At 38.3% G+C, this 22,890-nt stretch carries 22 protein-coding genes; all 22 read right to left on the reverse strand.

The annotated features are described in order from the left end of the window. Positions 1–161: 161 nt before the first annotated feature. The gene (locus tag BXY41_RS08900; RefSeq protein ID WP_242980128.1) at positions 162–740 is read right to left on the reverse strand and encodes a hypothetical protein; all 579 of its coding nucleotides are present in this window, start codon (positions 738–740) and stop codon (positions 162–164) included. After that, entirely contained in the window at positions 718–1,410 is a 693-nt protein-coding gene (locus BXY41_RS08905; protein ID WP_104436472.1) for an iron-dependent peroxidase, read from the reverse strand. Before BXY41_RS08905 ends, BXY41_RS08900 begins: the two co-directional genes overlap by 23 nt. Then, positions 1,407–2,720, reverse strand: coding sequence for a hypothetical protein (locus BXY41_RS08910; RefSeq protein WP_104436473.1), 1,314 nt, complete (start codon positions 2,718–2,720; stop codon positions 1,407–1,409). The genes BXY41_RS08905 and BXY41_RS08910 overlap by 4 nt, the downstream gene beginning before the upstream one ends. Before the next feature lie 39 nt (positions 2,721–2,759). Further along, on the reverse strand, positions 2,760–4,643 hold the full coding sequence (locus BXY41_RS08915) for a PP2C family protein-serine/threonine phosphatase (RefSeq protein ID WP_104436474.1): 1,884 nt from the start codon (positions 4,641–4,643) through the stop codon (positions 2,760–2,762). A gap of 29 nt (positions 4,644–4,672) precedes the next feature. Next, positions 4,673–5,518, reverse strand: a complete 846-nt coding sequence (locus BXY41_RS08920) for a PP2C family protein-serine/threonine phosphatase (protein ID WP_104436475.1) — start codon at positions 5,516–5,518, stop codon at positions 4,673–4,675. Between the two features lie 54 nt (positions 5,519–5,572). Further along, positions 5,573–6,103, reverse strand: coding sequence for an FHA domain-containing protein (locus BXY41_RS08925; RefSeq protein ID WP_104436476.1), 531 nt, complete (start codon positions 6,101–6,103; stop codon positions 5,573–5,575). 71 nt (positions 6,104–6,174) lie between these two features. Beyond that, entirely contained in the window at positions 6,175–6,729 is a 555-nt protein-coding gene (locus BXY41_RS08930) for an FHA domain-containing protein (protein WP_104436477.1), read from the reverse strand. A gap of 69 nt (positions 6,730–6,798) precedes the next feature. Next, positions 6,799–7,038, reverse strand: a complete 240-nt coding sequence (locus tag BXY41_RS08935; protein WP_104436478.1) for a hypothetical protein — start codon at positions 7,036–7,038, stop codon at positions 6,799–6,801. 596 nt (positions 7,039–7,634) lie between these two features. Next, positions 7,635–8,417 carry a hypothetical protein gene (locus tag BXY41_RS08940; protein WP_146088565.1) on the reverse strand — a complete coding sequence of 261 codons (783 nt, stop codon included), beginning with the start codon at positions 8,415–8,417 and terminating at the stop codon, positions 7,635–7,637. A gap of 41 nt (positions 8,418–8,458) precedes the next feature. Continuing rightward, entirely contained in the window at positions 8,459–9,649 is a 1,191-nt protein-coding gene (locus BXY41_RS08945; RefSeq protein ID WP_104436480.1) for a DUF4280 domain-containing protein, read from the reverse strand. A gap of 187 nt (positions 9,650–9,836) precedes the next feature. Next, complete coding sequence (locus tag BXY41_RS08950; protein WP_104436481.1) at positions 9,837–10,424, reverse strand: hypothetical protein; 588 nt, start codon at positions 10,422–10,424, stop codon at positions 9,837–9,839. A gap of 93 nt (positions 10,425–10,517) precedes the next feature. Next, positions 10,518–11,156, reverse strand: coding sequence for a hypothetical protein (locus BXY41_RS08955; RefSeq protein ID WP_104436482.1), 639 nt, complete (start codon positions 11,154–11,156; stop codon positions 10,518–10,520). Positions 11,157–11,267: 111 nt separating this feature from the next. Further along, positions 11,268–11,723 carry a DUF5991 domain-containing protein gene (locus BXY41_RS08960; RefSeq protein ID WP_104436483.1) on the reverse strand — a complete coding sequence of 152 codons (456 nt, stop codon included), beginning with the start codon at positions 11,721–11,723 and terminating at the stop codon, positions 11,268–11,270. Between the two features lie 34 nt (positions 11,724–11,757). Next, positions 11,758–12,516, reverse strand: a complete 759-nt coding sequence (locus BXY41_RS08965; protein WP_104436484.1) for a transglycosylase SLT domain-containing protein — start codon at positions 12,514–12,516, stop codon at positions 11,758–11,760. 76 nt (positions 12,517–12,592) lie between these two features. After that, positions 12,593–13,033 carry a DnaJ domain-containing protein gene (locus BXY41_RS27330; protein ID WP_104436485.1) on the reverse strand — a complete coding sequence of 147 codons (441 nt, stop codon included), beginning with the start codon at positions 13,031–13,033 and terminating at the stop codon, positions 12,593–12,595. Between the two features lie 125 nt (positions 13,034–13,158). Then, the gene (locus BXY41_RS08975) at positions 13,159–13,587 is read right to left on the reverse strand and encodes a membrane-associated protease 1 (protein WP_104436486.1); all 429 of its coding nucleotides are present in this window, start codon (positions 13,585–13,587) and stop codon (positions 13,159–13,161) included. Between the two features lie 27 nt (positions 13,588–13,614). After that, on the reverse strand, positions 13,615–14,046 hold the full coding sequence (locus tag BXY41_RS08980) for a hypothetical protein (protein ID WP_104436487.1): 432 nt from the start codon (positions 14,044–14,046) through the stop codon (positions 13,615–13,617). Positions 14,047–14,092: 46 nt separating this feature from the next. After that, a complete protein-coding gene (locus BXY41_RS08985) occupies positions 14,093–16,276 on the reverse strand; it encodes a transcriptional regulator (RefSeq protein WP_104436488.1) in 2,184 nt (727 codons plus the stop codon). Positions 16,277–16,317: 41 nt separating this feature from the next. After that, on the reverse strand, positions 16,318–18,159 hold the full coding sequence (locus BXY41_RS08990) for a vWA domain-containing protein (protein WP_104436489.1): 1,842 nt from the start codon (positions 18,157–18,159) through the stop codon (positions 16,318–16,320). A gap of 201 nt (positions 18,160–18,360) precedes the next feature. Beyond that, positions 18,361–19,857 carry a hypothetical protein gene (locus BXY41_RS08995; RefSeq protein WP_104436490.1) on the reverse strand — a complete coding sequence of 499 codons (1,497 nt, stop codon included), beginning with the start codon at positions 19,855–19,857 and terminating at the stop codon, positions 18,361–18,363. Between the two features lie 193 nt (positions 19,858–20,050). Further along, a complete protein-coding gene (locus BXY41_RS09000; RefSeq protein WP_170072295.1) occupies positions 20,051–20,773 on the reverse strand; it encodes a LytR/AlgR family response regulator transcription factor in 723 nt (240 codons plus the stop codon). Positions 20,774–21,112: 339 nt separating this feature from the next. Beyond that, positions 21,113–22,855: a sensor domain-containing diguanylate cyclase/phosphohydrolase gene (locus tag BXY41_RS09005; protein ID WP_170072296.1), complete on the reverse strand. Its 1,743-nt coding sequence runs from the start codon at positions 22,853–22,855 to the stop codon at positions 21,113–21,115. Between the last annotated feature and the right edge of the window lie 35 nt (positions 22,856–22,890).

The following is a 22,890-nucleotide window of genomic DNA, read 5'->3' on the forward strand; positions in this document are numbered from 1 at the left end:
AGTTCGAGGTATTGCTCTTGTCTTTCTTTCTGATTTTTATTACTATCACTGGCCCAGACAAAATTCCCAATTTCATTAACAGTTGACATAACAGCCTCCATTCTATTGTTAAACATCAGTTCTGTATGTGAAAGTTTTATCTCCAATCATATAAAATACTATTATTTACTGTATAATTCCACCTCACAAAATCCCGGTCCGGTTACTCCCCGCCGAATCAAACTCTCTACCATATCCAGCGATAAAATAATATGCCTTTTTTGTAGATCCTTAATCCAGAATAGATTTCTGTCCATTTCAATTTTCTCTCTTTCTTCATTAAATGTCCCAGGAATATTCTCTCCATCTTTATATTGGATTCTCTGCAATTGTATATCACTAGTTTCATCTAATACCGGTAAGTAATATAATCTCGACTCTTTATTAAATTGATCTAACAAGATAACAATTCTAAAATAGCAATGCTCCCGGTACATTTCTATTACTTCTTTTACCATCGGAGAAACCAGCAAAAAGGGGAACAAAATTATGTCTGTAAAAACCGTATTTTCACAAGGTTCAATAGTAAATAGTTGCCTCTCAGGTAATTTAGGAAATGTATCAATTCGTATATCTCGTACATCAAATGTTCCATACCAATTTTTCAATTGGGGAGCATACTTTAGCTCCGGCGAATCCTGAATCTCAAAATATTTCACCCAGTCAGCCCCTTTCTTTTTAAAACAATACCATTCCGTCAAACTCCATTGTTTCCTCCACATCAATAATACCAAAATGATGCTCCCAGAACAGAAACACCTGATAATTGACGGGAAGAAACATATCCTGCAAAAATTCCAGCCGTTCCCGTTCTGCTTCCGTCTCCTTAAGCCCTACATACACCAGCACCTGCCGTGCAGCTTCATTATTGGCATAAACCATGGAATCCGGATACATGTACCGCATAACTTCCCGAAACAGATAGATCGAGCTTCCGCACTGATATAATTTTAAAATCAGTCTCAGCAGCTGCCGAAGCTTTTCCTTTTCAAACTGCTCAGCCACCCGGGCTGCCTGGCTTCCACATACTCCCTCTAACAAATCCCGTAGCAGAAAACGCAAGGCATATTCCTGTTTGGAAAGTCCCTGGCGTAAATCCAGCTGTACCAGGTATTGCATGGCAGCATCAAAAAAAATGTTTCTTGCCGTTTCAAAACCTGCCAGATTGATATCAAACATTTCTGAAAATTCTCTTGAAAATCGGTACAGAGGGTTTATTTCCACTCTTTTTTCTTCCAGGCACTTGCTGTTAATTGTCTCCAGCGTCACCTCTGTATACGGACTTCCGTTACTCACCGGTACATACCGGACATCTTCCCGCCTTATCCCTGCCCGATCTGCAGCAAGCGCGGCTTCCCATGCATAATTCATTCCATCACTCCCTCGCAGCGGTATTCGCTTATTTCTAGCTGAATCTGAGAGATTACAAACCGCACCATGCTGTCATTTAAATAATGCCCAGGTTCCTTTTCCTTAAATTTTAAGAGCAATACCTTACGACTTTCCAAGGGAAAAAGTTCATCCCGTACAAACCAGTTCATACCCTCCTTATTGGGAAAATCCTTACCATTTGAGCAGATTTCATAACCCACAACTTCAATGTAATCACGGATATCCAACTCCATGATCCTTCTAAACAGATCTGTTTTCGTCATCAGCTGTGCCCGGCTGTTTTCTGCATAACGGCGGATAAATGAATCATTTTTATGGTTGGTTACCAAGGGTTCCTTGTAATCCAAAGAACGTATTGTTTCCTTTTGTATAATATGAAGAGCTTTCCAATTTTCAAATGTTTCCATTTCAGACTTAATTACAATCTTATTTTTCTCATGCCGTATTTCCAGGATATCCTCACTGGATTCAATTAAGTATCCGTCTCCTTCCTCTTTATCTTCCAGAGTGAATTCATGTTCATAATAAATTCCATTAACGCTGGGAACCATGAAGTCTGCACTGTCAAACTTTACCCATTCCATATTCCAGAGAGGAATCAGATCATAACAGACAAACGCCTTAAACTCTCCAAAGTCAATTTCTATATTTTCAGGAAAATTTGAAATATTTTCTTTTTCTAATTCTTCTACACAGATAAAAACATCATAAAACTTATCTAAATATGCTGTATTGATGGTTTCCCATGGAATATGATTATCCTGAAACACCTGATATAACCGTTCCATAATATCCCGGTAACGCTTTGCTGGCTGTATATAAAATCTGGCTTCCTTGTTTGTGTCATCTTCTTTTAAAATGCCAGTAAAAATTTCAGAACCTTCAAATCTTCTTCGTTGCTGTTCGTTTATCTCTAAGAAAATACTCCCGATCCATACATGATTTTCATTGGAAAGGTCTTCAGACAGTCTGTCCTTTTTTAAGTCTGTTTCATCAACTGGATACAGGGTATTGTTTGTCGGATCATAATGATTCCGTTTTACAATAGTCATAACCGTTTCATACTGGTTCGCTCCGATTTCCAGTTCTTCATAAATTCGCTTTTCCAGTTGAAGGTACTTGTCCTCTGTACAACGAATAAGTTTACCCAGTCCCTCGGCGAGTATTTTTTTTGCATATTGCCGCTCATCTAAATTATCAATTTCCCTTAGCCGTTCCTCTATGTACCTTTCAAAATCAAAGGGATATTCCAAGATGGCGGATAAATTGTTATCCCTCCAATCTCCCATGTGCTCCTCCTTGCTTAATAATTCTACATTGCAATTATGTTACTCTCCTGGTCCAACAGCCTTAGTTTCCTTAACCGCAGTCTTCTCTTTTTCTGTATTTTCCCCTTCCGACTGCTTTTTCTGGTTTTTTTCCTCTTTAAGCTCTGCTTCCCTACTTTCTTTTTCCGCTTTATCCTGATCCATTGCCGTCTCCAGAATCTCAATCAGACCGTCTACTTCCTCAATCTTATCATCCAATTTCAATTCTTTATAAATACTCTTTGCAAACAGATACTGTTTTTTTGCCTCCAATCGGTTTCCAGCAGTTTCTTCCTCCCTGCCAGCATCCACATATTCCTGCGCCTGGGCCTTTTTCTGTTCATTTTCTTCTGCCTTGCTGTCACTGGAAGCAATCTTCACCTGTATTAATTCACCATGAACATCGTCTTTCAACTGCTGATATTTCTCCAATGCCATAGCATAGTAAGCTTTTGCACCCTGGTAATCTCCGTCAGCAAATGCCTTATCACCCTCCGCAGCAAGCTGGGCAGCTCCGGTTTCATCCGATGCTTTATCCTTTGCCTGTTTTGTATCTGCTTCCTCTGCCTTATCCCGTTTAGTGTACATAGCTTCCAGCGCATCCATGGCTTCCTTACGCCCTTTTTCGAAATAGGACCGTGTAGCCAGACTCTTTGCCTGTAGATACTTTTCTTCCGCCCTTTTATAATCTCCCTGTGAGACCAGAGTATCTCCTAATTGAATATAGTCAAATACCGAGAGATAATCCGTAATTCTTCCCAACTGTTTGTCTATGTACTCATCTGCTATCCTGTCTGCATACCTGGACCGCTCTTTTGCCTTTACATAAGCTGTCTGAGCATCCTCGTATTTCTCACCACTGTAAGCGTCTTCCGCAATGTTGATTGCTTCAATCAGCTTCTGATAATCAGTAAATTCCCGAACCTGCTTCTTATCCCGAAGCTTTTCTGCCAGTTTCACTGCCTCTTTACACTCTTCTTCTGCTTTAACAAAATTATTATCCTGTATGTATTCGATGGTATTCGTGTACCTTCGCTCCATATCTTCTTTATACTTCTGCTTCATGTAATGAAACAGCCATAATGCCAGACTGATCACTAAAATAATGACAATGGATATAATTGCTATAGTAATAAACTTTTTTGTACGGCTTTTTTTATCAGGATCTAAAAAGACCTTGTCTATAAAAATGGCAGCCAATGTATAGTTGTCCAGATTTTCCGGCTGTCTGGACAACAAAAGATCCTCGACATTGTTCAGGCACTCCTGCGGATCCCCTTTCGCCTCAGAGAATACGTCATCTAATTCACCGCTGTCTAAATTTTCCCAAATTCCTCTTGTATAGAATGCCAGGATATCTCCGTTAATCAACTTTTTCTTCTTTGATACAAATGATTTTAAACCTTTTCCGATTCCTAAATAGGAATATAAATTATTTCGTTCTTCATGACGGGAGAGAACATCCTCCGTAAGCTTCTTCTCCTTTACCAGCTCTGTACCCAGAGACATATCCTGGGTGGATTCAATCACAGAACCATCCCGGTAAAGGCGCAGTCTGGTGTTGCCCACATGACCATAACGTACCTTTGCATAGTCGGTAACAATTACCGTAACAGAAGCTTTTAGACGCTCCCGGCAGTCTGCCGTAAAGAGCGCCTGATTTGCTTCTTCCAGGTAGGATAGTACTGCTCGCTTTGTCATAGACGGGTGCGTCTGGAAAGCCAGGATAATGCTCTGTGTTGCCAGCCTGGCACTTTCCGCATCGGGCAGGTCATTCAATCCATCCGCTATCACATAACAGGCATACTGTTCCAGCTCCACAAAAGCGAAATAATCATTATTTTTTAATTCAGAACCCGCTTCTGATATAAATGCCGTCTTGAATGTACTGTTTTGTTTTCTCATCCCATAGTCTCCTTCTGGTCCTTTCTCCGTCAGCGTATCTGCAACACTACCACCGCTGCATTATCCTTATCTTCTTCCTGACTTTTATTAACCAGTTCAATTATTTTATAAGCTTTTTCCTGGCAGCTTCCTCCCTGCTCCAGACAATCTTCGATATCTTTCCATTTGGCTGTTTCATAGAGACCATCTGTCATGAGAAGCACATATTCACCGCCGTAAAGGGTAATGGGCGTATCAAAAAATTCCACATCCCGAAATCCATCCTGTCCCACGTAATTATACAGCCTGTGATGATCCAGAAGACTGACTGCTTCCTGCCTTGTCAGCTTACCTTCCTCGTACTTCTGCTTTGCCAGAACATTAATCGTATGTCCCGATGTTACAGGAACCAGCTCTCTGTTCCGATAAACCGCAGCTTTTACATTACCAACAGCAGCATAGTAGAGCTTACGCTCTTTTATCATGACTGCTGCCACAGAAGCGCAGCCCTGATTCTCCTCTAATTGATTTAGTATTTCGCGGTTAGCTCCATGAAATGCCTTGCGAAAGGAATACTGGGGATTATAGAAAGCATTTTTATCCTCAAACATATCCAAAAATGTCTGAACAGATGTCCGTGCGGCAATTTTGCCTCCAAAATGTTTTCCCATGCCGTCTGCAAGAACCGCCATCGACCCCTCTGTTGTTTCGGTCATTCCGTATTCATCTTCCTGCACCTCCCGGTCACCGATGGTTTTGGAAGCTCCGCTTTCACAGCTTAAACGCCTTCTTCCGGATCTGCTCCGGAAATTAATAACTTCCAGTCTGATGCGCAGAAACATTAGTACTGTTCCTGCAAGCCCCAGAAAAAGAAGAATTGATTCGGGAATTGTCATGATTCCCCTCCATTCTGTTATATTCAAATTCAGGAATCTTTTTTACCTGCAACCCTACTGCTTTGATTCTGGATTGCTTTCCTTATCTTCCCACATAAAGTTTTCTCCGCAGAATGGCTGGAATGCAAACTTGCTCTCTCCCATCTCAATTACGTCATAAGCGCTTAGTACTGTCGGGGTATAAACTGCTGCATCATTATGATATACAAGGCCATTGCTATCACCTGGAAGTAATACCGTCTCTTTTTTCTTTGGATCAAAGACGATGACACCGTGATTACGCCGGGATATCTTGTTGTCTCCCAGCACCTGGATATCCATATCATCTGCACGTCCAACAAAATTTTTGCCTGATTTTATCTTATAATCCTTTCCCTGCCTTGGACCGGAAATACAGACCAGCCAGCCGCATACCGGAGATGTTTCCTGAGTAAATAAAAGTTCCTCTAATTCTTCCTCATTCTTTCCGCCTGCCTCTTTTTTCTCCTTTGTGGCTGTTTCAATGTTGCAATAAGGACATACCGTCCCATATCTTCTTGATGAAAATAAATGCCCGTTCTGGCACCGAATCAGATTTCCGCTCATGTCTCTAGCTCCTTTTCTTTTGTGTTATAAAATTATTATAAATCTACTAAATAAAGAATCCCTTTATTAAATCATCTTAAAAGAAGTCGGTTTAACCCCACATACAAACAGTCTCCCCTTTCCATTCGACAGGGCGTATCTGCAGAAAGTTTATAAACTCTTCCATCCTCCGCCTTTTTAACGCTAATACCGTTCGTACTGCCAAGATCTTCCACATACCAGTTCCCAATAGAATAATTAAGCACTGCATGTTCGATGTCAACCATACTGGCATAAGTACTCCTCCCCAGGTCAATATCCACCTGGTTTTCTTTTACATCCCGACCTATGATCATGGCTATTTTCCCATACATATCCCAGGTCATCAGTTCTGTATCTTCTTCACTGAGCAAAACTATTTCAGTTATTAGCTCTGATTCTGACGGGAGCCCCATCCCCAAATGCCCCACAGCTTCCTTTCGCTCCTCCTTATCCCTTATTGAGAGTATCAGAAATACAACTTCTAATAATATTGCTGTTACTAAAATAGTATTTCTTGCTCTGATCTGATTGGGGTAAAGTATGGCCACGCCTATGACCGTCAGACAGATACATGCGCAAAACAAATCAACTACCCTTCTTTTCATTCCCTCTTTTTTCCTTTCCTGACTCTCTAAATCATATGAATTAGTAACATTGAATCATAATAGTCACTCCTAATAAAGGTTCAGCCATTCGATTTCATTTTGTATTTTCAAGTCTCCATTTGAATCACGATATAAATACTTCGCCGTCAATTCATCCCATTGCTTTTTAGAGATTTCAGTATCATCAAATAGATACTCATCGTTTTCATCATAACTACCATTTTCATTTATGTCATAGCATAAAAAGGTAATATTCCATATCTCACTTCCCATAAAATTATAAATATGATAAGTATATATATCATTCATAGGTGCACTACCCGGCTTATAACTGATAAAAGCACCATTTTTCAACGCAAAATAATAAGGGGAGGGGGATAGATCTTTCCAAATAGTCAATTCATCATTTCGTACTGTGTAAATTACATAATAGCGAGATGAATTAATATGTAATTCCGGTTTTCCATCGCCATTAGAATCAAAAAATGCATATTTTGTACTATACCGTTGACCTGGTTCCCCTGTAGGAACCGATAATGAATCGATATTATCACCATTTTCGGCTTTTCTTTTACCGTTCAGGAACTCTCCATATATATCTAATATTCTTTTGGCATCGCTTTCTTCTCTACTTAACTGCGTATTAACTTTTATTTGTTCTGTTTCGTGATTTTCTTTATTTTTATAAAATACGTTAGTAAGTAATACTAAAATCAGTGTAGATAAGCATAATCCACTAATTAATCTTTTGATAAGGAATCACCACTTTTTATTTAATATATTGTTATTATTTATAATTTTTAATCTTAGTCTTTTTCATATTTAATGACCACTGAATCTCGTTCTTTATTTGTAATACCCCTTTAATATCTATAAAAAAAATTTGATTATTAATATTAGACAATCTATAATAATTCACCAAATATCTCATTAAGGTTTTTAGAAGGTATAGGATTTTTGGTCTCATTAAAAAACGGAGTTGTTACTTTCTTCCAAAGTTCTTCATCCAAATTAATATTTTTATATTCACCAATAGATACACAATAAAAAGGAAAAGTGTCTATCCCCTGTTCAAGCGTAAAGACTGTTTCCCATTTGCTGTTACTATTAAGTACAATGTATTCATCCCTTATTGTTCCTGAATGTAAACCATCATGATACCACAATCGTCCGTTTCCGAGTATAGTGATATACATGCTGGGATTACTAAAAAGCACATTAAACTCATTTAATTCTTGTTCATATTTTAAGATATAAGTATAGCCTGTACTTTTGATACCTAATTCAGGAAACCCATCATTATCTAAGTCATCATAATAATAAGTATATGAATCATCCAGTTTTTCAAATTCTGTACCTATTCTATACAAATCTCTAAAATACTCCTTTTCTCCATTTTTACTTATTATTGGTATCTTGTTTTTAAGTATGTTAAGGTATGCCTTTTTATACATTTCTGCTGCTTCAGGTTGTAAATTCATAACTGACTGTTTTGACGAAAAATCTATTTTCTGCAACTTTTCACAAACAATCGTAATTATATCATTTTCATCAACTACAGTAGATTTACTAAAATCTTGTTCAATAATTAATTTTTCATTAGATAAAGTATTTTCTATATATTGACTATAATTAGTATTTTTTTCTACTTTATTAATGCTTGAACATGCTGTAAGTAAAATCCCCATAACTACCACTAAAATATACTTTTTTATTTTAAACACCTCCTTTATTTTTGATATACAAATAATTCAACAACACTGTAATTACTCATCTTTCCATTACTGGAAGGTTGCTTACCAGTAAACTCAACAATTGAACCATCTGCATATTCAACCTTGTATGGTTCCGCTTTTGCTGAATGACTATTGGGATAAGGATGTCCTGTTTGGTAAATTCCATTGCTATAAGTGTGTGCTTTAATATCCCCACTAAACACGCATTCAATATATACATATTCGTCTTCATTGGCATCAAATAAAACGACATCAACTCTGCAACCAATATAATCACCAAACTCAGATGTTACCAGCTTTCCATTATCTGGATAATTAGGTAGAATCACTTTAGGACCTAATGTTATCCAATATCTGCCACTCTCATCAGTTAGTTCACCATCCTGCCCAATGTTAAAGGTTCTATTTTCAAGATATGGAGCTGTATACACATTTGGACCTGTACGGTTTTCATAAGAATACCAATCAATTCCTTTAACACCTTTTATATTATTTAATTTTTGTCGCTCTTTTGATGAAAACTTTACACTTCTCCCATTTACAACATTTGGCTTTCCCCTATACCCGAAAAGCCATGGAGCAATTTCTATTTTCTCACATATTTCTTTAGCACTACTTGGAACCTCTTTAATCCTGATAATACCCCCATACTGACAAACCAACACCGCACTTTCTAACAGAATGGGCGCATATCCTTTTTGCTTTAATTCAATTAAAACTTTACTATCTACCTGATGCCACACACTATTTTCGTTTATAACTGGTACACATATATGGGCATAATTATTTCCCGGAGCTTTTTTCGCAGGTGTTCCTTTACTGTCTTGCGCAACAGTCATTGGCAGACGTCCTTCATAATTTTTCTCAGGACATAAACAAGAACCAAAACTATGTATATTGGAATCAGCACAGTCAGAAATTGTCATCACCGGATTTCCTTTACTGTATACACCATGATCCTCTAAGCAGTCCAATTTACTCAACTTTGTCCCATACTGACAGGAAAGTATAGATCCTTGGAGTACATATTTTTTTGTTTCAACCACTCCATAATAGCTCTGGTACATATACATCATTTCAAGATACTGATTCTGATGCTTTTTCTCTTCTTTCTGTTCTTCTTCCTTACTTAAATTTCCGTTATTAGGAAATAAAAAATTACCAATATTGTCAAACAGTGCCATAAACTACCTCCTTATTCCATTTACGGATTAATATAATATAACTTTTTCTAGCGCCTCTCCATGCCATACAAAAAACGGTACAATATAGATTTTTTTATATTGAGAATTAAAAATATAGTTCTAATATTCCTCTTAGTAATGAAAAATTCTCTGTAAAAAAATAATACTAACCAACATAAATAAAATATTAATTCAAATTTAACATAACAGCCTTTTCTTTAAATTCTTGACCAGACATATACACAATATTCAATGTATTTTCATCCAAAAATTCTGCTTTAATAATTGGCGAAACAGCTAAAGAAATATCTTCTAAAATAAATTCTTTTAGAAACTTATTTGTTTCATATATATTTTTGACAACAAGTGTAAAAGGATTTTTGTTATAGTCAATATAAACTATTTTTTCATATTCGCATATAATTGGTGATTCATATTGATCAGAAAATCTATCATTATTAATATCATAATAGGTACAATAAAACATATTTGTTCCTGCTTGTAACAATATCTCAATAGTACCATTATCTATATAATTAATTACAGGTGATGGTCCATAATGACTTCCCTCTTTTACGATTTTTTTATCATTATTATATATAATATAATAATATTCGGCATCCGCTCGTTTAATTATTTTAAAGTATTTATCTTCTTCTACAATTTGACCATTTATGTCTGTATCATATGATATATTTTTTGTGTAATAATTTCTTCCTGCTATGGCTATGAATAAAACAATGAATATGATGAAACTAGTCACAATTTTTCGCAATTTAATCTCCTTCATATCTTATCTAAGGATCAGCCTTGTCTTTAAGGTAGTAACACACTATATTCCAGTGTTATTCTTGCGTTACTTTATATTTCAGAGTGCATGATAATTAGATTTGTATCCTTCTTCATGTTCTATACGTTTTAATTCTAAATATACATCCTTATAAAACATAACTAATGTATCATCATCCTTTAAAATATAATATATATCATAATCACCCATTACAGAAAATATAGTTACATAGTTACCTGTTATTCCAATTTCCTTCATAGTAGGCATATAAGAAAAATACATTGTCTTTTCATCCAAAGGAATAATTTTAATATCGTAATTAGGATAATTAATTTGTACTTCCTCATTATCATAATAAAACATACATTTCTTTCTAGAAAATACGAATGTTTTCATTAACATATCACTAGTATCTTCTATTTCAAGTCTAAAACTTTCACCTATTTCTTTTTCTACTACCCATTTGCCATAAAACATTTTATATCCATAATCACTGGCATATCTATTGACAATACTCTCCGATTTCTCGCTATATTTTTCTGTAATCCTTTGATTATCAGGCTTTGTTTCTTCATCTACTTCTATTGGCTTTCCATAATTTGAGGATTGACATAATGAATTTTTTTCAAGTGTTGCTTTCTGGCATCCAATTATTATAAATGATGCCATTATCCCTATAGCTATTACTATCTTAATTTGTAGATATTTTGCGAACATAAATTTACCTCAATCTTATTTCCATTCCATAATATAGCTGATATCGGTAATGAAGCTTTGTTTTTTCGTGCTTTTATGCCTGAGTATCTTTTGAACATTTTTAGGTGATAATTATTTAATTTCAAAATATTGACCTGGATATTCGTTCTCCGAAAGCATTGGTATAATATTCACCCATTCTGTTATAAGAACACCTTTCTTCTTTTTTAATTTTAATAGAATATCACCCTCATTATATGATTCATTTAAAGTATTATTTCCCTCTAAATCTGTATAATACTGATAAAATACAAACATGATTTCATTTTCTCTGCTCCATACTTTTGTCTTCAAACGCTTTAATGTATGAAATCCATCAATCGCTATATAAGCATATAAACCATCATCTTCATATACATTAATTTCATATTTCATATTCTGATTTGGTGGAGCAAATTCATAAAACGTATATTGTCCAATCCATGATATCATTAAACTATTACGATTAAAATTATTTATAATCATAAAAAGTATAAACAATATACAGAAAACAAATGTTATAAAAAAACAAGATCTCTTTTTTGTCAATTCATTATACTCCTAGCAAAATATTTTTTAAGTTCTAATTATAATTATTTCTTATATTTAGTACTCTCTGTACCGCTTCTTGTTTTGTTATCTTTCCATCTTTATTAAAATCAAGACCTTTATTTTTTGTATATTCATTCGTACCTGAAGAATATAATATATACCCAGAATCTTTACCTATGGCCTCCGGACAAAGTATTCTCATGTAAATATCACCCAAAGTACTAATTTTACCTTTTTGAGGATACAGATATCCAAAAACATAATCTAGCTTTTCTACACCTGACATTTTTGATAATTCATTTGTTGTGGTATTCAATTCTTCTGCAACCATAGGCATAAATTGAACCAATCCTGTTGCAGAACCTCCCGCCATATTTTTTTGTGCTGGATTAAGACCTGATTCGAATGCCATGACCGTCATTAAATCATCTGGGTCAAGACCTAGCTCTTTTGCAACCCCTGCTACTTTATTTTTAAAATCACGAGTTACATATTGTGACTTATCCCAATTATATTGATATTTATAGTCAGTAACTGGCTGAGGTAATTCTTCTAGAACTTCTTTTGCTATCCACGCAATATTGCTTCCATCATAGAAAACTTTTATCCATATACTATCAGAACCATTAACTTTTTTTAATTCTTTTGACGGGTGGACTTTTACAATTGCACCTTTTATAAAAACTTTATTCCTGTTGTTTTTCTTGGTTAGTTCTCTCTTTTCCATTATATAGATATACAAATTCCATATCGCATCTGACATTTGATAATCTTTTATATCATCAGCCAAAATATTTACCTCATTTATTCTGGAGTAATGTATTTCGACTCACTTTTTTATTATAAATAATACTAATACACCACATCTATTTCTTAATACCCATATATCTCTCAAACATATCCGTCGCATCCAGCGGATTTGTCCTTTTTTTCTTATTTGAATTCATCTTATCTTCATCAACTTTTCCATTCTTGGGATTAAAACCAAAGAATTGAGCAAACTGTTCCTCCATATTGGAGAAATTGATGTCAGCAGGAGATGCGGTATTTCCGCGTGAAGCTTTGTTTGCTTTTCCTGCTTTTTCTCCCTGAACATCTTTTTCAAGGGTTTTGTCATATGCTTTCCGTTTTTCCTGATCTTCCAGGGTGGCATATGCTTCCGATACCTCTATAAACTGTTCCTCTGCTTCTTTATTTCCCGGATTTGCATCCGGATGATATTTTTTAGACAGTTTTCTATATGCTTTCTTTATCTCATCCTCTGACGCAGACTGGGAGACTCCCAGCACACTGTATAAATCCTTCATCTGCTCCGCCTTGTCTCCCGGCACAGTCAACGTTTACCGGGGGTGTTTTCTTTATTTTCTAACTTTCCTCTTTATCTGGAAAAAGGGCGCGCCCGGATTTCTCCGGACACACCCTGCGATCCTGCTTATGCGGCCGGATAGCCACCCTCCACTGTAATGAGGCCTAACTTATCTTTCTTCTGCTTAATCGTTAATGTGAATGTTCCTGTTCCTTCCACATCTCCGAATTCTTCCTTATAATCAATGACAAAGGAATTGGGGAAATAATACTTTCTTTCCATGATTCCAGCTGCTACATGCTCGATGGTTACCTTGCGGTAGCAATCTGCTTTCTCTGCCGGAACGGCTGACCATAAAGCCAGCTTTCTGGTGCTGTCAAAGGGATCTCCGTCAACTGCGGTTAAGATCCTTCCGGTGATAACCAGGGTGCTTCCCACATCCTTGGTTCTTGCGTTGGAATCCAGCGGAATATCTGTGGTGAATTTCACGCTGCGTACGCATTCTTTTGCAATCTCAAAGCTTTCCATTCCTTCTACTGTTACTCTGTATGACATGTCTTAAATCCTCCTTTCATTCCTCCGTTATTCGCCGCCGAAGCCGCCTTCAATCTTAGTAACTGCGTTCTCATCCTTCTTCTGCTTCATGTGAATATAGAAGGTTCCTACGCCGCTCTCATCATCAACTTCCTCGCTGTACTCCATAACAAATGCATTGGGAAGGGTGAACTGGCGTACTACCTGGCTGGCAGATACAACTGTGATCTCTGCACTGCGGTAGCAGTCTGACTTCTCAGATGGTACCTGGGCCCACTGGGCAAGTCCTAAAGTCGGATCATTTCCTTCTCCTCCCAGTTTGTACAGCATCTTTCCCCATACCTTAACTGTAAGGCCATAATCTGTTGCTCTTGCGTTAGAGTCCGCTGAGGAAATGGAGTCAAAATCAACTTTTGAAATGCTCCGCTCGTCAAAAACGATATCCTCTGGTCCTCCGGTGATTTTCATACGAAATCCCATGCTTACTTCCTCCTTTTCTTTTGAAAAATATATGCTTCAAAGGCATTTAAGCCTTATTCGCCGATAATCGGTTAATCTCTACTTCTAAGTTCTTTACATTGCCATTAAAGGTAATGTCCAGCGTACAGTAGCCTGTTTCTTCATTAATACTGCAGCTGATGTCATCTCCTGCTCCGAGGACTCCGTTAAGATATTCTCTTCTGGACAGCCACTGACTCTTCTGGCTGTTCGGATTATTGGAAAAGAACTGGACAATGGAATCTTCTTTAAAGTCTCCTGTTCCGTGCCGCATAACCCGTTCGATATAGGTAGTTACCTGTGTTTTATAGATAGGCTCAAACATGGAACCATCAGACATTAAGTTCCTTGCTTTATAAACCATAATTTTTGTGATGTTAGTTCCTTTGTAAGAAGCATTTTCTGAACTGAAAATGAATCCAAAATTTTTCCGGTTGATATCATTCTTAATGGAATTGGTAAATCCGGTGATTTCCTTTGCCATGGTGGTGCAGGCAATCAGGGAATGATCATCTGCTTCAATATCAAATCTGACTCCCGGCAGTTCCATATCTAATCTGACACCAGGTCCGAATTTTGATTTTAAATATTCCGGACACTGACAGGCGGCTACAACTCCTGCAGCTACATACGCTGCTCCAACGTAAACACCATCGATCCAAAGTTTCATGATGTCTTCTTTTTCCTTGGAAAGCTCTGCTGTCTGGTTTTCACCCACAACCATACGGCTGTCTAAAACAACCCCTGATTTGTCCTTGGGAATGATTGTATAGTTTGGCAGACACGGGATGGCAAATTCACTGAATTCTTTTCCCATAAGTGCCGCACAGCGGTCCTCGTATCTGGTGATACCTTCCGTTGCCAAAGCATTAAAGGTGGTGCTGTCATCTGCCTCGTAGGAGAAGAAGCACTGAACCTTATAATCCTTGAACACATCCAGCAGACGGATTAATGATTCCACACTGTTGGTATCATTCTTCTCTGCCTTGGAATTTCCTTTAAAACGCTCTCTGGTCAGCTTCATCTTACTGTTCTGATCCAGGGATACGTTTGGTACTACTGCGTACCAGACTGTATTGGTAAAGTCATTCTTTGCGTTAACAGTGGTTAAATAGGTAATCAGCCTTGGGATATTGCTGCTCTTTGCCAGCATCTCATTGGATACGTTGGTTACAAGCATGGAAGGACGCATTCCTTTTAACTTTTTGGGATACTGTTCGAAATAACACCAGATACCAAGCAGTCTTTCAATAAGAGGTTTTACCGTTTTGATAAAGGCATCCTTTGATTCCTTATAGAATTCCAGATAGGAATTGTAGTTGGAAACCTCTGTTGCTATGTCAATACTGCTCTCCATGGTAGAGGACAGCGGGCAGAAGGTTCTTGCAACAAGTGCACCAACATAATCATTGCTCTCCTCATTTAAAGCCTGGTAATCATCCTTTAATGCTTCGATCAGCCCGGTATTTACATTGTCATCAATCGTGGTTAAAGCCGTTGTTTCAACCTTGGGAGCCTCCAAGACACGAAGTTCTCCCTGGTCACCCATGCTCAATACACCTAACGCAAGAGGGGTATTGTCCTTTTTATCTCCTCCGTCTCCTAACAGGAGTCTGGTTTTGATGTCTTCGATTGCCAGGGGGAGGAGCGCCATGACGTTGTTATAATTGGCGCTTGCCTCCTCAAACATAACATTTAATTTGTCGCCTAAATCTCTCTTCTTAGGATCCTCTTCATCCAGCTTTGCGTATTCCCCATATGTATACTGCAGTTCTTTTCGGTTCTGCTTGATTGCATCCATGACTTTTTTGGGAGAAATCATATCTGTAAGTTTCTCAAATTTGAAATCTACATTAATGGTCCCCTCGGAACGTTTTGTCTCCACCATAGACATAAGCATTCCCATAAATTCATTCTGGCGGTTTAACGGTATTTCTGTAAGCATCTCATCAGGTACCTGTTCCGGCTTATCCAGCTGATAAACAACTCTCTGATTATTGGCATTGTAGTAACAATAGACTGTCGGTGCGAATTTTTCCAAAAGTTCATCGAAACTGCGGACCATTAAGTGATCGTTAATTTCCTTGATTTTGTCATCAGACAGACTCTCCACTCCCCTGACATCTCCAACAAGGGTTAACAAATCCAGTTTTTCCGGATTAATGACCTCCATTAACAGAGTCCGGTTGGTCTGCTTTATTACATTTCCCATATTGCTTATTCCTCCTTTGTTATCTATCTGAAAGGATGTTGCTATGATTTCCTCTCACTTGGCTTTAGGTTTTTATAATGAATTTCCATCTCAGTGGATTCATCTTCAAAAGTAATTGTAATTTTCTCGTTGTAAAATACAGGATATCCCATGCCCTTTTTTAAAATTTCCATTCCTCTCAGTACCGTGCACCGCTCCGACTGATCCATAATAATTACAGAATGATCTGGTCCGGGGTAGATAATGATGTCCTCTTCCCCGATTTTTCCAAGCTTTATTTTACAGGAAGCAAGAATCTGTCCAAGTGTCATACGCCCGCTGTTTCTTCCAAACAGATGATAAGTCTGAGGAGGTACATCACGCCCGTCTGCGGTTCTTACCACGTAAATACTGAATTTACCAGAGTAAGTACAGGCCTTGGTTTTCATCTTAACTGGTTCTTTTGAAGAAGGAGACTGGGACACATAGATCACTGCTGCATTCTTTTTCTTATACCACCAAAGCAGGATTAAGACGATTACCAGTGCAAGCGCTCCCAGTATCGCCCATAACGGGCGGTAATCCGGTTCTGGCTCCGGTATAGGATCTGGCGGTGGAGCCAGCTGTTCTGTCACCGGCTGTTCGATCCTATATTGTTCCGCAAACATGCTGGTATCGAACTCAACTGTCACTGTATCAATTCCATCAATAGGAAGGGAATAAGGTATGAGACCCCCGCTTATAGTGCCGGATTTCCAAACACCATTGACACAGAAAGGTACCGACTGCCCTTCATAATAAGGCGTGTTCCAGAGATTTTCGTTCTTACCTGCAGTATCCTTAAGAGACAGTTCCAAGTCTGCATAGTGCTTGTAGAGTGGTGGGAATTTTGTTTTACTTTTCTCTTCACTTCCTGCATCAGGTAATACTTCTTCTCTCCTGTAATTGATATTGACCACTGGTCTGGCTGTGTATTCCACAGTCATATATGCTTCCACACCAGAAAGCTCCGGTGTCTGGAAACGGACATCAACGGCGCCAGATGCAGGTCTGGTCATCTCTATGACTGCAAAATTTCGACCGCTTGTAATATGTCCTTCATCCGCCGTATAATCTGCTGTCACATTCTGAATTCCCTGTCCGGAGGTCAGCACTACTTTTACACGTTCTGCTCCCGGAGAAGGAAGTTCAACATGAAGGCTTCCGCCATTTCCATCTGTAACTCCTACTGACCGTTTCGGAAGATTCATTCGATCATAAAGAATACGGTTCATGATCTGTACCAGATTTCCGGATTGTCCCTGCCAGTAGATGGCACCATCGGTCATCTCTGCGCCGTCGAAGATATGCATATTAGGATCATTTAACTCACTGCCTACGGCAACAATATAAATCTTTATTCCCGCTTCTTTTGCTTTTTTAATGGTTTCAGAGTATAAGGCACGTGATGATTCTTTTGCCTGTTTATCAGGCATATCGATTTCTCCGTCAGTTACCATGACAATACTGCGGTCCACATTCTCATCTGCAGAAAAAAGACCTACTGCCTGATTCAGTCCTTCTCCGGCATTGGTATAGCCCTTATATATAACAGAGGAAAGCTGTGTACCCATGGGATCTGCCCCGCCACTTAAAGGAACAATCGTCTGAATTCCTGTATTGTAAGCTACAAGTCCAGACTTATAATTTGATGGAAGACTACAAACTGCCTGACGTATGGCATCAATCGCAAAGCGGCTTTTATCATTAGAGTTCATGGAACCACTGGTATCCAGAAGAAATACTATTTCACCATTCTTTGCAGGCTGCCCATGGTATTCTTCAGCTGCCAGAGTATCCTGTCTGATCGGCAGCAACAGCATCATAACCCCGATAAACAGAAAAATCCTTTTTAAATTTTTCATCTCACCCCTCCTGACAAAGATTTGGTTAACATTTTAAACCTCCATACCTTTGTCTCATTTTTGTTAGTTACATTATAATATAAAAACAATCAAAAAAACCATTCATGTAATATTTAGCACGCTACATGTAATATTTGGTAAATAACTGTCGTATTTTTCCTCTAATTCGACATTTTTCGACACGAATTATCTGACCTTTCATTAATTGAGAGGCAAAATGTGACTATCAATATCCGGATTTTCCAGGTAATCAGCACGAATGATCCCGGCGTACCTGCTGTCAATTCCAAGCAGTAAAGAAAGCTCACCGCCAAGCTCCCTGATAAACCATCTGTTCTCATATTTCACGGTATCAATACAAATAATATAGCGGGCACCATTTAGTTCAAACACAGCCCCGATACTTTCTATATCATCTGCACCGTAAGCTTTCATCTTCCTGAGTTCTATATCCTGAAAATCATTTGACCCATAAGACTCTGACATTTTTTCCGGACTAATATATCCCAAAATTTTTATGGAACTAGTATTCAAACGTTTCGGCAATTCTGATAACGCGAAGGATACATCCAAATCTTCCGCCTGAACCAGATCAGCTGTATCTATTTCCGAGAAGACACCCAATGCTGTGTATTGTTCTAATAAATTCCACCGGATGTCATTTTTTCTGCTTTCAATGTTTAAATCTCTGGAAAAATCAGTTACTGCTGGAAAATTGAATTCCTGCTGCATAAAAATATATGCCCCACTACTTTCCAGTCTGGTCCGAAAATCAAAATGATCCACGTAGCTCTCCACTGCAAATGTTCCAATCATCTTGTCCTGTTCATTGGCCGCAAGATATTCCAGGTATCTTCTGACTGCCGTCTGAGACGAATCAAAGCCTCCTGCTTCCTCGTTAGTGACAGCAGACCCTAATGCCCCATGCCCCGCTTCTGCATCTAATAAGTTTTTTGAAAAATCAGGCACTAATTGTTTCAAAATCTGCTCATCCGCTGTTTCTAACGAAAGTGTACCTGCCTCTTTCCTTTCCATTCCTGACATATTAGCAAAGATTCCGCCTAACTGATGATTAAACCACCGACCATCCTTTCTTATTACATCAAAAATCAAAAAGAATTTTTTACCATTCACCTCAATAGCGGCAACACAGCTTACCATCTTATCCCCACCATACCGATTAGCTATTCTGATTAAATTTTCCTGATGTTTTTCATTCGTGTAAGCATCATCTAAATCTCCAGGGTCAACAAATCCCACCAGCTTCACTGAATTAAGATCCATAGCCTTTATACCACTCTCCAGATTATCGACAAATGCCTTTACCTCCGCTGTACTTTTTAGACTCACAGGTTCTCCCTCATCCAAACCAAGCCCGCAAAGAATGGCATATTGACGCATAATATCATCTATTTCCATACTTTCTGAAAAGGTATCTGTCATATACTTTAGATTGCTCTCCCTAAGCCCTGTTAAATAACCCTTTACTGCACTCTCCGGTGAATCAAATCCAGGCTGTACAGTTGTCTGGGATGTATTTGTAAAACCTTTCTGCAAAGGTAATTTAGACTGCATCTGTGAAAGAACCTTTTTCCCTTCTAAAAGCTCAGAACTCTCCTGCGCAGAACAGGCACATACAGATCCAGATATCAGAATTGCTGCTGCAATTGCCAGAACAAATTTGCCACATTTAATCATTTTCATACTCCTCCCTTAATCCAACGACTTTTAGTTACATTATAATCCATTAATTGACAAAAAAGGTATTCATGTAATTTTTAGCACCCTACATGTAATTATTGGTAATTTAGTATTAGGAATTAGGTCAATACAAAAAAAGAAAAGCAGCTATTAACTGCTCTTCTCTGCACTAGACCTCATCCTGCTATCTTTAAACCTGACACCACCCCATGGTCTCAAACATAATCTCTTCCACTTCCTTACGTCTGCTGCGGCTGACCGGCAGACAGGTTCCATCCATTAATTCCACTACGTCATTGGAGATTCTGGCGATCTGGGTAAAACTCACCAGATAAGACTGGTGTATTCTGATAAAACGAATCTTACGGTCTTTTAATTCGTTTTCTATCTCCTCCAGACTTTTGTATAGTCTGTGACGGCCCTCTTCACATGCAATCTCAGTCAGTCGGAGCTTGCTTTCAAAATACAGCACTTTCTTTAAATATACCTGACTCTCTGTTCTGCCATATTTGAAGTGGTAATATAAGTCTTTTGTCTCAATCAGATTTAATATGTGGCTGAAATTATTATTAAATTCAGGATCCCTTACGGGCTTAACAAGGTATCCGATTGGCGCTGAGCGAAAGGCCTGATTGATGTATCTCTGATGAGATGTCATAAATACAATTTGTACCATGCGGTCGTATTCACGGATTCGTTCTGCTGCCATCAATCCGTTCATACGTCTCATCTCAATGTCCATATAAATGATGTCGAAACGCTTTCCTAAATAAACAGCTCTGACAATTTCATCACCGTCACAGAAGGTCTCCACATCCAGATTCATTTCTCTCTCAATCCCAATCCTGCGCAAACGCGTTTCTGCTTCCAACAGCAGCAGATGGTCATCATCACATACTCCTATTTTTAACATGGCCTCTCCTCCTATTATCCAGCAATCTCCGAAATCAGTTTTTCTACAGATTTGCTTCTTCATCAAATGTTAATGGTATGCTAATTATGTATCTTAACGGTCTCAGCATATAACTATTTTCGACAACTTTCAACCCAAGTGCCAAAATTATACACGTTGAGTTCCAAAATTGACACATTCCACTTACAAAAAGTTACTTTTTTTATATTAAAACAATATTTTTTTATGAATTTATAATTGTTAATTTTAACATGTTCTTTATAAAAAAGTAAAACAGGAATGAGCGGTATGCTCCTGAAAAAGAAGCATACCGCTCATTCCTGTTAATTTTATAACAATCTAGGCACCAGTTCCGGATTTATTAATTACTTTGTCAATGAATATCGATACATACTCTTTACAAAACTGCGTTCCAGCTCCCTTTAAAAGCTCACTGACTGCAATTTCCTTTGACAGCGCATGGCGGTAGCTCCGCTCGCTGATCATGGCGTCATAGGCATCAGCTATGGCGATAATTCTGGACTGTATGGGAATCTCCTTTCCCTTCAGCCCTTTGGGGTATCCGCTTCCATCCCAGCGCTCATGATGGGCAAGCACGTAATCAGCCATTTCTGAAAGCTCATTCACTGTACTTAAAATGCGGTATCCGATTTCGGGATGCTTTTTTATCTCTCCCCATTCATCTACATCAAGCTTTCCGTTCTTATTAAGAATACCCTCTTCAATTGCTACCTTGCCAATATCATGAAGAAGGCCAACTGTTTTTAATTCCTTGATGTCATCTTCCTGAAGTTCAAGTGCTTCCCCCATCTTTTCACACAGTTCTGATACACGAAGGGAATGCTGTTCCTCTCGGAAGTTTTTTTCATGAAGTGCCGCCATGATGGTATAAATGGTCTTCCCCCTCATGCTGGGACTTTCCATCAGCTTTTTCCGATACATAAAATCTTCGGCTTTCTTTAAAACCTCTGTAATGGATTCATCACTGCTGCACTTTATGCTGTATCCGAAAGAGATGGAAAGCATGATTTTATTCACAGCCTGAGCTTTTGCCATGTCACTCATGGAAGAAATCATCTTTTTTATCTCTTTTTCGCCTGTGCCAGGTGAAAAGATAACAAATTCATCTCCTCCCAGCCGGCATATGATATCATGGCTGCGGGTGTTGTTCATGAGAACTGCTGCCGCTTTTCGTATGTATTCATCTCCTGCTGCATGGCCAAAAGAATCATTGATCAGTTTCAGACCATTGATGTCTGCCATGGTAATTACCAGCGGATAGTTAAACTCCTGGTCCAAAACTTTCAGCTGCTCTTCAAAATACCTTCTGTTATACAAACCAGTAAGGGGATCATGAAAACTTAAATAATTCAGCCTTTCCTGAGCCTGCCTGCGCTCGGTTATATTATTGACAATCAGGGCCAGCTGGTTTTTGCCAGGGCAGAAAACAATCACCTCATAATATGTGCTTGTCCTGTTCCGGAACCGTTCATAGCGGGCTGGCTCCCCTGTTTTCACAGTCCTTGCAAGCAGCTCCCATATATCAGGATCCAGAGTGTCATGTATGTCACAAAAATATCCTCCCAACACAGAAACTTCCTTGTCACAGGCCAGTTCCTCATAGCAGGGATTTACATCAATCAGCCTGTAGTGCCTGATGTCGGTTTCATTCTCTCCCTCAAACAGTGCCATCCCAAGCTGCATATGAGCTATAATTGTACGGTATTTTTCTTCACTTTCCATAAGCATCTGATCATAAAGACCGATCTTTTTATACTGCATCTTCAGTTCTTTATAACTTTTGCTCAGTTCTTCTTCTGCGGCACCGGCTTTGTTAAGCAGTCTCAATATCACATAGTATAAAAATGCGGAAGTACAAAATACAAATAAGACTCCCTTCCCCATGCTAAAAAGCATGACTGAACGGGAATTACTGACAATGGCAGGAACCAATCTGTCAGAACACAAAATCCAGAACAAACCAAGCAGAAAATAAGCCGCACAGATCTTAAGTCCTTCCTGCTTTAATTCCTTTCTGCTCTTATTTAACATAAGGAAATGTTCCCTCAGCCTTTTCCACATACCGCCCCTCCTTTGATGATTTTATTATACACGAT

It is taken from the genome of Lacrimispora xylanisolvens (assembly GCF_002934545.1).
In the GTDB taxonomy this organism is placed as follows: domain Bacteria; phylum Bacillota; class Clostridia; order Lachnospirales; family Lachnospiraceae; genus Lacrimispora; species Lacrimispora xylanisolvens.